Here is a 13,184-nt window from a genome sequence, read left to right on the forward strand (position 1 = left end):
ATTTTCTCTTTAAATTATATTTTTTTTGGATTATATCAAAAAAGCGCTTGAGTATGTGCTAGTTAATCAAATGGCAAAATACTATTTTGCTCTGTATATTTTTTTAGTTTTTGAATTAGATTAATCTTTGCATCATCAAAATTATTTGATGATGCACCTTTTAACTCAATAGTTTTACTTGATATTTGTATATTGTTTTCATCTTTTATTTTAATATTTAAAATATTTTCAATAATAAAAAAACCAGATGGTCTAATCTTACTTTGATTTGAACTCAAATCTATCTCATAAACATTTTCACTATCTTTTTTTTCTACAACTTTATATGATTTTTTGTTTAAGTTACTTTTTATAATTTCTTTAAAAATTTCTGAATTAGTATCACTTTTTATAAAAAAACTCATCTTTGAAATACTGTTTTTTATCTCTTCTTCTATTTTTTGAATAGTTTTTATATATCTATTTTCACTATTTTTTTTATTTTGTAAGCTTTCTAAAAGTTCTGCTTTGTTTAAATTTATATAAAACTTTTCTAAAAGCTCTTTGTATTTTATATTTTTACTTAAAAGATTATCATTGCTTTTTTTTAGAATTTCATATTCATAATAAAGATTTGATATTTGACTGTTTAAACTATTTATTAAATCACTTTTTTTTATACTTATTAAATAAAAAATCTCTTTTTGAAAACTATAAAAATCCTCTATTTTATAATCTTTAAAAGTTAATTTCTCACTTTTTGTATTTATATTAAAAGCTGTAGTTTTAGTAACATACTCTCTATAATCTCTAAAAGATTTTAAACTTATTTCTTGATTTGATTGTATTGTTAGCATTAATCTTGAAGATAAATCATCTAAAGCATTTAAAACAGCTTCTTGTTTTGTATTTGCAACTCCAACTCCATAAAGTATATTTTCATCATTTAAAGGTGGATTTAAGTACCAAGAAGGGTATTTTAAAGAGTTATTTTGTGAAACTTCTTCTTTATTTATTCCAAAACAAGCTGTAAAAAAAATTGCAAAAAATATAGATATTAAATATTTCATTTTTCAGCTTCTATTTGATTGTTTAATCTATTTCTCTCTTCAATTCTCTGTTTTATTCTAGTTATAGCTTCTATTACTGTTTTATTTGGTTTTAGTGTTAATTTATCTGATAAAGCATAAAGTTCTTTTGCATTTTCATACTCTCCTAAACTCTCTTTTATAACACCTAAATTATAAGAAGCAACATAACATTTATCATGTGTTGAATCCAAAAGTTTACTAAAAATCTCCATACTTCTATCTAACTCTCCAAGTTTCAAATACTCTAAACCATTTTCCAAAAGAATCTCTTGCTTTTTTGTATATGAAATATCTGGATCATCAAAAAGCTCTAAATAGTAACTTTGTTTTGTAGGGGCGATATATGGCAAAAATTCATCTACAATGCTTTTTGCAAAAAAGTCATAAACTACATTTGATTGAGGTAAACCACCACTTTCATCTGAACATTTTTTATAACCTCTATTTTTTGTGTAGTTATTTGTATAAATAACATCACCTTTTTGTACATCAATCATTGAAATATTTGCTATTAATGAATACTTTGCATTGGTACAAGAGACCCTATATTCTTGTGTATATTGACATTTTTTATCAACACATCTATATCTTTTTTCATAATAGTTATCTCTTTGGACATTTGTACTATCAATTTTTCCACTAATTAGTGCTTGAGCACCCAAAAGCTCACCTATTTCAACACTATTTATTTTATTTGCAAGTCCTGAATATTGAAATTTTTGTTCATTTAAGATATTTTCTCTATTATTTTTACTAATAACTGTAAAATATGATTTATCATCTACTTTTACACTATATAAAGCTGATTCAATTTTTGTAGAAAGTCCTACATTGTCATTTTCAAACTTTAAAACTGCAATTTTTTTTGTATTTGAAGCTCTATCAATAATAGCTGGTTTTGTACTATTTATAAGTACTTTTGGGCTACATCCAGATATAAAAATAACAACAAATATGAAAAAAAGTACTAATTTTAATCTCATAATCCTCGTAAAGCCTCTTTTGCATTTTGCTGTTGTGTTTTTGTATCTATCAAAGTATTATCTTTTGAAGAACAAGCACTAAAAAATATTGATAAAAAAATCAAAAAAATAGATAAAGATTTCATAATTTTTCCTATATTTTATCTAGTGAATCAAGTGCTTTTTGAACTTCACTATTTATTGTTTTTTCTATATTTGCTTTTGGAATTGCAACTAAAATATATATAAAATTATCATTTGGATTTTCCCAAGAGCTTATTTGCTTTGATTCTTTTAAAGTCATAGATGAAGTTTGTCTTGATACCATAGTTACAACTCTTTCTATGCTTTCACTCTCTTTTAATCCTGTTGAATTCATATAGCTTTCAACTTTGTTTTTCACTTCAAGTTCTATATCATTTACTAAATTTGTTCTAGCATTTGCCAAAGCTTCTCTTCTACTAAAATCATGCCCTAATTTTGACATAGGAGCAGACCCCACTGCTACAAATCTGTTCTCTTCAATATAGTTCCCACAAGCCCAAAGTGGAGCTTTTGCTCCTGCAATTACACATTCAGTTACAGCTATCTCATTTATATCTTCATTTTTAGAGCTACAAGATACAAATAATATTGAAGATGATAGAACCAAAAAAATACTTAATGCTTTTTTTAAAATAGACATATTTATCCTTAGAATATTGATTTTAAAATAATAGTACATATTTGTGAAAAAATAGTTAAATAGATACTATTTTTACTATTTTACTACTTCATATTTTGAATATAGTAATAAATAGCTTCAATCTCTTCTTCAACCATAAAATATGTCGGCATAACATTTGCTTTATAGATTAATTTTTCACAAACTTGCTCTTTTTCAAATTTAAGATTATCATTTTTTTTCAAATTAACTTTTTTTGAAAAAACATCATACTCTATATATTTTATATCAGGAGCAATTAAAGAGCAAAAATAATCTTCTTGATTTTGAATATGTTTAAACTCAACAAGTTTTTTACCTCTTGCATCATCTCCGTGACAGTTATTACACCCTATTCCTCTAGGGTTGTTGTATAGCATTTTTCCATACTCATATTTCGTAATAAAAGAGTTGTTAATATTGATATTATTTGAATTTTCTTCAGCAAATGAGTTTAAAAATATAAATAGAGATAAAATTAAAATCTTCATTTTAATTCCAACTCTTTTTGATTTTTTAAAAACCAATATAAACTAAAAATTAATCCAGGAGTTTTTGCTTTTGTTTCATCAAAAATAAAACTATCTATATCATTTATATTTAAAAAATATAACTCTATTTGTTCATCATTTATTCCACCACCACTATGAAGTTTTTGATTTTCACAAATTGTTGCAAAAAATAGATATTGTTTTGCTCCACTAATTCCAACATTTGTAAAAAAAGAAGTTATTTTTTGAAGATTTCCAAGCTCAACTTTATATCCACACTCTTCATCTATCTCTTCAATAGCTATTTCTTCAATAGATTTATCCTTATCAACAAGTCCAGCACAAAGCTCGTAAGTATATTTAATATTGTTATCATTTAAATAAACAGGAACTCTAAACTGCTTTACAAATAAAAATGCCTTTTTTTCCTCATGATATAGTAAAATAGATACGCTATCATGACTTTTTACTGCTTCCCAGCTTTTTTTTATACCATTTAAAGTAAAGTTTACTTTCAAAGGTTTTATATAATTTGTCTCTTTTAGTGGACTTATTTTTAAATCTTCAATAATATTATTCATAAAAATTCACTATTTAAAATTATCAAAAACCAATGGGGCTTTCAAATCTAAACTTTTTAAATGTTTCATAACTACTTGTAAATCATCAATATTTTTACCAGTCAATCTTATAGTATCACCTTGATTTACAGCACTTACTTTTAATTTTAAATTTTTAATCTCTGTTTGAATTCTTTTTGCTTCATCTTTTTCAATACTATCAATTATTTTGTAGCTATATTTTCTATTTCCACCGCTACTATCCTCTTTTTTTAACTCTTCAAGTGAATTTATACTTATATCTCTTTTATTCATTTTTGAAATCATAATATCAAGCATTGCATCAATTTTATTATCACTTGAAGATACAAGAGTTAAAGTTTTTGCTCCAATATTTAAATCAATCTCTTTACTTATTCCTTTAAAATCGTATCTATTATCTATCTCTTTTTGTGCTTGAATAACTGCATTTTTCATCTCTTGCATATCAAGTTTTGCTGAAATATCTAGTGAATGTTCTTTTACTGCCATTTTTATTTTCTCCTTTTTAAATAGTTCCTATTGAAAAAGGAACCGTTTCATTTATTTCTACTTTTTACCTGTACAAGACAGGATTTCATATAGCAGGGATTAAAAAATCCCCTAAAAAGTAGCAAAAACCTAAAGGGCTTCAAGAATGAAGCCTTGCCTATTTATTATCTTTTAAAACTGCATAAGCAGCAATTATGTAAGCAATAATTTGTAAAGTTCCACCAATTGGTGTAATCATTCCAAGTTTTGGAATATTAAAAATTGTTAATACATATAGTGAAATACTAAAAATTAAAGTTCCAATAATTAGCAGATTTTGTGCCAATTTTAGCTTACTATTATAAGCTCTTAGCATTGTTAAAAAAGTTATAACAAAAAGTGCTAAAGTGTTATAAAACTGGTACTCTACACCTGTATGAAAAATTGTTAACATCTCAGGTGTTAATATTTTTTTTAATCCATGAGCTCCAAAAGCTCCAAAAGCAATCGCACTTGCAAATAGAATAAAACAAAATGCTAGATATTTTCTAGCTCTACTATCATAAATCATATTTATATCTTTTCTTTCATTTGTATATCAACTTCCCAAAAAAACTCAATCCACATATCTGTTTCATTTATATAAAAATCAGGTTTAATCAAAGCTGTTTTTTTATAAAAAAGTGTAGCTAATTTAAATTCACAATTTGGGAATTTTTCATTTAATATTTTGAAAATTTCTATCATAGTTTTACCACTATCGACTATATCATCTATAATCAAAACTTTTTTATAAGATTTTAAATCTGGGATATTAAAAATATCTATACTATCTTTTTGGTTTTTTCTATCATAAGATATTGAATTTATTGTAAAAATATTTCTTTGGTTCATTGTTTGAGCCATAAGATGAGATAGAGTTAACCCACCTCTTGCAACACTTAAAAATGCATCCGCTTGAAAACTTTTAGAAATATCTACTAGTTTTTGAGTATCTTTTTTACACATTTCATAACTATAATATAGTTTATTCAAAAAAATATCCTTTGTTTAAAAAAAGTATATTAGCAATTTATTGCTTATTTTGTGGTTTTGTGAGTTTAGTTTATATAAAAAGAGGAAAACTCTTTTTATATATTTATATTCAATTATCTTGAAGTTAAAAGTGTAGTTAAGTGTTCAGATGTAACTTGGTGGAAGTTTAGGTATTTATAAACTCCATCTTTGTTGCTTTCATTGATTTTTTTAGCAACAATTGTTAAATACTCTTCTACAGAAGGTAATCTTCCTAAAAGTGCAGCAACAGCAGCTACTTCAGCAGAACCTAAATAAACTTTTGAGTTTTTACCAAGTCTGTTATCAAAGTTTCTTGTACTTGTACTAAATACTGTTGAACCTTCACTAACTTGTGCTTGGTTACCCATACATAGTGAACATCCTGGAATTTCTATTCTAGCACCTGCTGCTGCAAATGCTGCATAGTATCCCTCTTCTGTTAATTGAGCTTCATCCATTTTTGTAGGAGGAGCAACCCATAGTTTTGCTTTAGCAGCACCCTCACCTTTTAATACTTCTCCTAAAGCTCTAAATAATCCAATATTTGTCATACAAGAACCTACGAATACTTCATCAATATTTTTTGGTCTTGAGTCATCAGCTAATATTTCACTTAAAGTTGCAACATCATCTGGATCATTTGGACAAGCTAAAATTGGCTCTTTAATCTCATCTAGGTTGATATTGATTGTAGCTAAATACTCAGCATCAGCATCTGGCTCAAGTAGTTTTGGATTTTTAATCCACTCTTTCATTTTATCAGCTCTTCTTTGAAGAGTTTTAGAATCTTCATAACCCTCTTCAATCATTTTTTCAATTAAAGCGATATTTGAAGATAGGTACTCAATAATTGGCTCTTTGTTTAATTGAACAGAACAAGCAGCTGCACTTCTTTCAGCTGATGCATCTGATAATTCAAACGCTTGCTCAACTTTTAACTCTGGTAAACCTTGAATTTCAACAATTGTTCCAGCAAAAATATTCTTTTTGTTTTTCTTAGGAACTGTTAATAATCCTTGTTTAATTGCATAATATGGAATTGCATTTACTAAATCTCTTAAAGTAATACCTGGTTGCATTTTTCCACTAAATTTAACTAAAACAGATTCTGGCATAGTTAAAGGCATCATACCAGTAACTCCAGCAAATGCTATAAGACCAGAACCAGCTGGGAATGAAATACCAATTGGGAATCTTGTATGTGAATCTCCACCTGTTCCTACAGTATCAGGTAAACAAAGTCTATTTAACCATGAGTGAATAACACCATCACCTGGCTTAAGTGTAACTCCACCTCTTGAATTAATAAAATCTGGTAAAGTGTGTCTTAATTTAATATCTGCTGGTTTTGGATAAGCAGCTGTATGACAGAATGATTGCATAACCATATCAGCACCAAAACTTAGAGCTGCAAGTTCTTTAATCTCATCCCTTGTCATTGGTCCTGTTGTATCTTGGCTTCCTACAGTTGTAGCGATTGGCTCAACATACATTCCAGGTTTAATACCTTCAACACCACAAGCTCGTCCTACCATTTTTTGAGCTTGAGTATAACCTTTTCCATTGTTAGCTGGTTGTTCAGGAGCGATAAATAAAGTTGAATTACCTAATTTTAGAGCTTCTCTAGCTTTTGCAGTTAATCCTTTTCCAATAATTAAAGGAATTCTTCCACCTGCTCTCATCTCATCTGTTAAAGTATTTGGATTTAATTTAAAAGTTGATACAACTTTTCCATCTTTTAAGATTTCACCAGCGTATGGCTTTAATGTAATAACATCTCCAGTTTCAATACTATCAACGTTTGCTTCGATTGGTAAACATCCTGAATCTTCTGCTGTGTTAAAGAAAATTGGTGCAATGATAGAACCAATTACAACTCCACCTGTTCTTTTATTTGGAACACCTGGAATATCTCTTCCCATATGCCATTGAACTGAGTTGATTCCTGATTTTCTTGATGAACCAGTTCCAACAACATCTCCAACATAAGCCAAAGGATGACCTTTTGCTTTTAATTCTTCCATTTTTTCTAAAGGTTTTTCCATTCTTGATTGTAACATCGCAGTTGCGTGTAATGGAATATCTGCTCTTGTAAATGCAACAGTTGCAGGAGATAAATCATCTGTATTTGTTTCACCTGGAATTTTATAAACTGTTAGAGTAATTTCTTCTTCTAAAGCTGATTTATTTGTAAACCACTCAGCATTTGCCCATGATTCAATAACTTCTTTAGCTTTTGCATTTCCAGCATCCATTAAATCTTTTACATCATTAAATGAGTTGTAAACAAGAATTGTATTTTTTAGCTCTTTAGCAGCTGCATCTGCAACTTCAGCAACTTTTAATGCTTCAACAAGTGGTGGTACATTGTACCCTCCCATCATTGTTCCTAAAATTTCAATAGCTTCAACTTTTGAAATAACAGAACATGCAACTTTACCTTGAACAACATCATTTAAAAAAGCAGCCTTAACATAAGCAGCATCATCAACACCTGGGTTGATTTTGTTTTTAAACAAATCTAATGCATACTGTGCATCTTCCACTTTACTTGATTTTAAAATCTCTACTAAATCAGCAGTTTGAGCAGCAGTAAGAGCAAGACCTGGTAATCCACCTTCGCTTTGTCTTTGTGCTTCGTGTGCTTTATAATCTTGTAATAAACTCATTTTTTCTCCTATTAAATTTTAAGAATTTGGGTGAATTATATCACAAAGTTCTAAATATCTTTGTACAATTATTGTTTATAGTTGTACAAATTTATATTTTGTAAATAAAAGTTACACTTGTAGTTATATAAATGCTTAATAGATTATAGTATATTAATATTGTACAATTTGTGTACAATCAAAAATTAAACTATTTTTATACTTTTTTTTGATTAAATAGTAAAATTTTATTTTAAAGAGGAAAAAATGAGGTATTTTAAAGTTATTATATTTGCTACATTTGTAGCTATTTTGTTTTCAGCTTGTACGCACAAAACTCCATATACAAACCGTTCACAACTAATTCTTATGTCAGCACAAGAAGAGTTAGCTTTAGGTGAAAAATCATATAAAGAGTCTTTAAGTGAAGTAAAAGTTATAACAGGCACAAAAGATGCTGTAAGAGTTCAGACTATTGGGCAAAAAATTGCAGTTGCTGCAAATCAACCAAACTACAAATGGGAATTTAACTTAGTTGATGATAACCAAGCAAATGCTTTTTGTCTTCCTGGTGGAAAAGTTGTTGTATATACGGGAATTTTAAAGTATGCTAAAAATGATGACCAATTAGCAACTGTAATATCTCACGAAGTAGCTCATGCACTTGCACGTCATGGAGCTGAAAGAGTTACACAAGGAATGATACAACAAGGTGTTGGATTAATTGGAAGCGTAGCAGTTTCAGCAACAGCTCCACAATATCAAAATGCATTTAATCAAGCTTATGGTTTGGGTTCAAATTTGGGAGTTATGCTTCCTTATGGAAGAATGCAAGAGAGTGAAGCAGATGAAATAGGTATTTATTTGATGCATAAAGCTGGTTACAATGTAAATGAAGCTACTAAATTTTGGGAAAATATGAGCGAGGGTAAAAGTGGAGGAAATGACTTTTTTTCTACACATCCAAGCTCACAAAATAGAACAAAAGATATTCAAACTGTAATAAATAAGATTGGAAATGAACCAAAATAGATAGATTTATAAAAGTCTATCTATTTTTTGTTACATTCAAGTTATATTAAAAAGATATGATTCTTTATATTAATAAATCGTAGGAGGAGTTATTTATGAAAAAGATTATAACAGTTGCCGTTTTTGGTGCATTAAGTATTGGTTCTTTGTTTGCTTCTGAGCCAGTTAAGTTTGATAAAAAACTTATACAAGAAAGAAACAGTATTGGATACAAATATGAAGGTGAAAAACTAGAGTATAAAATTCCAGATGAAAGTACAATTCCAAATAACCAATTTGGTGATTTAATAAGATACGGAAAGGAACTAACTGTTAATACATATAAACATATAGGTCCTGAAGTTAAAGATAAAAATATGAGATATGCTGGAAATAACTTATCATGTCAAACTTGTCACTTAGAAGCTGCAACAAAACCTTATGCAGCACCTTTTGTAGGAATTTATGGAAATTTTCCACAATATAGACCAAGAGAGAATGTAATAGGAACTTTAGCAGATAGAATAAATGGTTGCATGGAAAGAAGTATGAATGGAAAAGCACTTCCAAATTCAAGCAAAGAGATGAAAGCTTTTGAAGCATATATTTATTGGTTAAGTCAAGGTGTTCCAATTGGAGCAAAAGTTGAAGGAATTGGTTTGACTGAAGTAAATAGAAAAATGATACAAACAACAAAAGCTGATCCAGTTAAGGGGAAAGTTGTATATGATGTTCACTGTGCTTCTTGTCATGGAGTAAATGGAGAAGGTGTTAAAAACGAAGGTCTTGCAAATGGATATACGTTTCCTCCGCTTTGGGGAAAAGATAGCTACAATAAAGGTGCTGGAATGTACAGAACTTTAAAAGCTATGGACTTTATTAAAGCAAATATGCCTTTGGGTGCTACAAAAGAACATCCGATTTTAACAGATGAAGAGGCTTATAATGTTGCTGTTTATATGAATTTAAACGAACACGAAAGACCAGAAAAAGCTGCTAGAGAAAAAGATTTTCCAGATGCTGCTGTAAAAGCTCCTGATGCTTACATACAAGGAAAAGATTCAGATGATAGAAGATTTGGACCATTTGGACAATTTATCAAAACAAATAAATAAAAAAGGAGTATCTTTATGATACTTCCTTTTATAAAAAATTATAAAAAAACTTTTATTTTATTTACTTTATTTATATTTACTTTATTACTCTTTTTATATAAATACAACAATATCTTAAATGAAAAAACTTTAGATATTTTTGTGCAAAATCAAGTTCAAATTGTACAAGATGAACTAGAAAATCAAAAAAACCAAGCTTTATCTTTAGCTTTAATGTTTTCTAAAAATCAAGATATTATAAATAATTTAGAAAAAAACAACCATATAGAACTAAAAAAAGAGCTTTTAAAACTACTTAATATTATAAAAACATATACAAAAAACAGTATAGATATACAAATTCATACAAAAGATTTAGAAGTTTTTACTAGAAGTTGGGAAGATGTAGATTTTGGACTAAAACTAGATAGTTTTAGAGAAGGACTTGTAAAAGTAAAAGATTCAAATGAACCGTATGTTTCAACTGAGTTGGGAAAAAGATTTAATATAAAAGCAATAGCACCAATTTACAATCATAATAACTTATTTATTGGTTCTATTGAAGTAATAGTCGATTTTAATCCACTTATAAATAGGTTAAAAAGCTTAGGTATTGACTCTATGATTTTACTTGAAAAATATTATTTAGATATTGCAACTTATCATACTAACAATACTAAACTGGAAAATTATGTTATTTTAAATAGTAGTTTTAGTAAAAATTTACTTGATATTTTAATAAAAAATCCAAACTACCTTAAAAATGATAATTTTTATTATGAAACAAATGAAAAAGTTTTTACTCAAATTCCCCTAGGAGAGTTTGGAAATAAAAGTGTTGGAATTTTGCTTATAAGTTTTGATAAAAAATTTAATAGTTTTAAATACTTACCTAAATATGAATACTTCGGAGATATAAATATAAAAGAAAATCAAAAAAATTTAAAAGATATTTCAAAAAAAGAGATAATAATTAGATGATAAAAATACTACTTCTTGAAGATGATTATTTATATAAAATTTCAATAAAAGAGTTTTTAGAAGAGCTTGATTTTGTAGTTGATGATTTTGACAATGGAGAAGATGCTTTAAATGCAATTTTCGATAAAAAATATGATTTACTATTACTTGATATAAGAGTTCCAAAAATGGATGGATTTGAGCTTGTAAAGCATGTAAGAGAAGCTTCTATTGATACTCCAATTATAATTTTAACTTCACTTACAGATATAAACAATTTAAGCCGTGGTTACACTTTAGGTTGTAATGATTATATACGAAAACCTTTTGATATGATTGAGTTAAAATTTAGAATAGAAGCACTTATAAAAAATCATTTTAACTCAAGTGATGATTGCATAGAGTTAGAACTTGATTTTAAATACAATATAAAAAAATCTCTTCTTTACAGAGATGAAGAGCTAGTTGATTTATCATCAAAAGAGCTTGAACTTGTATCTTTTTTGGTACAAAATAGAGGTTTTTATATCTCTATTGAATCTTTACATGAAAATGTTTGGGATAATAAAGATATTTCTTATGCAGATATTAGAATGTGTATTAAGCGAGTTAGAGAAAAAACTGACAAAGATTTTATAAAAACAAAGAGATTTTTAGGTTATAAAATTGATAAATAGCAAATCTGAACTAAAATATATTGTAATTCAAGTAACAATTACACTTTTAATCGCTCTTATTCCAATATATTTTTATATAGATGCAACAAAAAATAATCAAGATATAAAAGACAGAATAGACTTACAAAACTATTCAAATCAAATTTTTTTAAAAATAGAAAATTTTGAGAAACAAAATAGTAATATTTTTTACTATCCAAGATCAAATATATATTTCTCTTCAATTTTTGATAAAAATAAAAATGAGATATTTGCTTCAAATAACTCTTTAATCTTTTTTGATGAAGATTTTAAAATTTTTAGTGATAAGTTTTGCTATAAAAAAAGTTTAGAAGCAAACATTTTAGATGCTTCATCTTTGATTGTTTGTAAAAATATTGATTATAGTGAAGTTATCTACAATGCTTTAATTCTTCTTTTGATAGTTACCTTTTTTATCTTTTTACTCTCATTTTTTGTTATAAAACAAAGCATTGAACCGTATAAAAAGTTAAATGTATATTTAGATGAATTTTTAAAAGATGCAATGCATGAGCTTAAAACTCCAATAGGAGTTGCAAGAATAAATACAGATATGCTAGCAATGAGGATAAAAAATGATAAAAATATTTTAAGAATAAAATCAGCTCTTAAAAATATGACAATTATATATGAAGATTTAGAGTATTATATGCAACAAAATGAGGTAAAAGAGCTAAAAACAAATATTAATTTATCTTTATTTTTGGAAAAAAGAGTTGAGTTTTTTAATGACTTAGCAGTAAGCAAAGATATAACTTTTTACAAGAGTATAGAACCAAATATAGAGATTTATTTTAATGAAATAGAGGCTTTTAGATTGATTGACAATAATCTTTCAAATGCCATAAAATATTCAAAAAATAGTTCAAATATCTATGTAAATTTAGAAAAAAATGAAAACAATATAAAACTAATTTTCAAAGATGAAGGCATTGGAATAAAAGATACAAGTACAATTTTTGAAAGATATTACAGAGGTGATAAAATTACAGGTGGTTTTGGAATAGGTCTTAGTATTGTAAAAAATATTTGTCTGAAAAACAGTATAAAAATAGATGTTGTTTCCAAAGAAAACTTTGGAACAACTTTCATATATACATTTAATTTGTAGTTATTTTTAGACCAATAATTCCTAGAAGAATAAATAAAATACTTACAACTCTTATCAAATTCATAGACTCACCAAACAAAAATATTCCAGCAATAACAGTTCCAATAGTTCCAATTCCTACCCAAATAGCATAAGCAGTTCCTAAAGGAAGAGCTTTTAAAGCAAGACTTAGAAGATAAAAACTAATAATCATAGTAACAATAGTAAAAATTGTAGGAATTAGTTTTGTAAATCCATCAGTATATTTTAAACCAATTGCCCAAAATATCTCAAAAATACCTGCTAAAAATAGTATTGTCCAACTCATAAA

16 protein-coding genes are annotated in these 13,184 nt (G+C 27.1%); 5 read left to right on the forward strand and 11 right to left on the reverse strand.

Annotated elements, in window-relative coordinates; translation table 11 throughout:
* Positions 1-62: 62 nt before the first annotated feature.
* The 10 genes from CJ670_RS05745 to CJ670_RS05785 all read right to left on the reverse strand — a co-directional run bounded on the left by CJ670_RS05745 (position 63) and on the right by CJ670_RS05785 (position 8,021).
* A complete protein-coding gene (locus tag CJ670_RS05745) occupies positions 63-1,049 on the reverse strand; it encodes an LPP20 family lipoprotein (protein ID WP_105939217.1) in 987 nt (328 codons plus the stop codon).
* Entirely contained in the window at positions 1,046-2,053 is a 1,008-nt protein-coding gene (locus tag CJ670_RS05750) for a CsgG/HfaB family protein (RefSeq protein WP_105939218.1), read from the reverse strand. The genes CJ670_RS05745 and CJ670_RS05750 overlap by 4 nt, the downstream gene beginning before the upstream one ends.
* Positions 2,050-2,178, reverse strand: coding sequence for a hypothetical protein (locus CJ670_RS11050; RefSeq protein ID WP_265735138.1), 129 nt, complete (start codon positions 2,176-2,178; stop codon positions 2,050-2,052). Before CJ670_RS11050 ends, CJ670_RS05750 begins: the two co-directional genes overlap by 4 nt.
* An 8-nt stretch (positions 2,179-2,186) precedes the next feature.
* A complete protein-coding gene (locus CJ670_RS05755) occupies positions 2,187-2,717 on the reverse strand; it encodes an LPP20 family lipoprotein (protein ID WP_165785189.1) in 531 nt (176 codons plus the stop codon).
* Between the two features lie 83 nt (positions 2,718-2,800).
* Positions 2,801-3,226 (reverse strand): hypothetical protein, encoded by a 426-nt coding sequence (locus CJ670_RS05760; RefSeq protein ID WP_105939249.1) that lies wholly within the window; start codon positions 3,224-3,226, stop codon positions 2,801-2,803.
* On the reverse strand, positions 3,223-3,807 hold the full coding sequence (locus tag CJ670_RS05765; protein ID WP_105911920.1) for an NUDIX domain-containing protein: 585 nt from the start codon (positions 3,805-3,807) through the stop codon (positions 3,223-3,225). Before CJ670_RS05765 ends, CJ670_RS05760 begins: the two co-directional genes overlap by 4 nt.
* A 9-nt stretch (positions 3,808-3,816) precedes the next feature.
* Positions 3,817-4,317: a YajQ family cyclic di-GMP-binding protein gene (locus CJ670_RS05770; protein ID WP_105939220.1), complete on the reverse strand. Its 501-nt coding sequence runs from the start codon at positions 4,315-4,317 to the stop codon at positions 3,817-3,819.
* Positions 4,318-4,474: 157 nt separating this feature from the next.
* A complete protein-coding gene (locus CJ670_RS05775) occupies positions 4,475-4,867 on the reverse strand; it encodes a DUF423 domain-containing protein (RefSeq protein WP_105939221.1) in 393 nt (130 codons plus the stop codon).
* A 2-nt stretch (positions 4,868-4,869) separates the two neighbouring features.
* Positions 4,870-5,304: a phosphoribosyltransferase gene (locus CJ670_RS05780; RefSeq protein ID WP_165785192.1), complete on the reverse strand. Its 435-nt coding sequence runs from the start codon at positions 5,302-5,304 to the stop codon at positions 4,870-4,872.
* A 140-nt stretch (positions 5,305-5,444) separates the two neighbouring features.
* Positions 5,445-8,021 carry a bifunctional aconitate hydratase 2/2-methylisocitrate dehydratase gene (locus tag CJ670_RS05785; protein ID WP_105911924.1) on the reverse strand — a complete coding sequence of 859 codons (2,577 nt, stop codon included), beginning with the start codon at positions 8,019-8,021 and terminating at the stop codon, positions 5,445-5,447.
* Positions 8,022-8,267: 246 nt separating this feature from the next.
* Between CJ670_RS05785 and CJ670_RS05790 the strand changes: the two genes are divergently transcribed.
* The 5 genes from CJ670_RS05790 (at position 8,268) to CJ670_RS05810 (ending at position 12,874) form a co-directional block, all read left to right on the forward strand.
* A complete protein-coding gene (locus tag CJ670_RS05790; RefSeq protein WP_105939223.1) occupies positions 8,268-9,032 on the forward strand; it encodes a M48 family metallopeptidase in 765 nt (254 codons plus the stop codon).
* Positions 9,033-9,127: 95 nt separating this feature from the next.
* Complete coding sequence (locus tag CJ670_RS05795) at positions 9,128-10,126, forward strand: c-type cytochrome (RefSeq protein WP_105939224.1); 999 nt, start codon at positions 9,128-9,130, stop codon at positions 10,124-10,126.
* Between the two features lie 15 nt (positions 10,127-10,141).
* Entirely contained in the window at positions 10,142-11,086 is a 945-nt protein-coding gene (locus CJ670_RS05800; protein WP_105939225.1) for a cache domain-containing protein, read from the forward strand.
* Complete coding sequence (locus tag CJ670_RS05805) at positions 11,083-11,742, forward strand: response regulator transcription factor (RefSeq protein WP_105939226.1); 660 nt, start codon at positions 11,083-11,085, stop codon at positions 11,740-11,742. The genes CJ670_RS05800 and CJ670_RS05805 overlap by 4 nt, the downstream gene beginning before the upstream one ends.
* On the forward strand, positions 11,732-12,874 hold the full coding sequence (locus CJ670_RS05810) for a sensor histidine kinase (RefSeq protein WP_105939227.1): 1,143 nt from the start codon (positions 11,732-11,734) through the stop codon (positions 12,872-12,874). The genes CJ670_RS05805 and CJ670_RS05810 overlap by 11 nt, the downstream gene beginning before the upstream one ends.
* Here the strand turns inward: CJ670_RS05810 and sugE are convergent.
* Positions 12,864-13,181: a quaternary ammonium compound efflux SMR transporter SugE gene (sugE, locus tag CJ670_RS05815; protein ID WP_105939228.1), complete on the reverse strand. Its 318-nt coding sequence runs from the start codon at positions 13,179-13,181 to the stop codon at positions 12,864-12,866. The two genes, CJ670_RS05810 and sugE, sit on opposite strands and share 11 nt — an antisense overlap.
* Between the last annotated feature and the right edge of the window lie 3 nt (positions 13,182-13,184).

The organism is Arcobacter cryaerophilus gv. crypticus, from assembly GCF_002993025.1.
GTDB classification, from domain to species: Bacteria; Campylobacterota; Campylobacteria; order Campylobacterales; family Arcobacteraceae; genus Aliarcobacter; species Aliarcobacter cryaerophilus_B.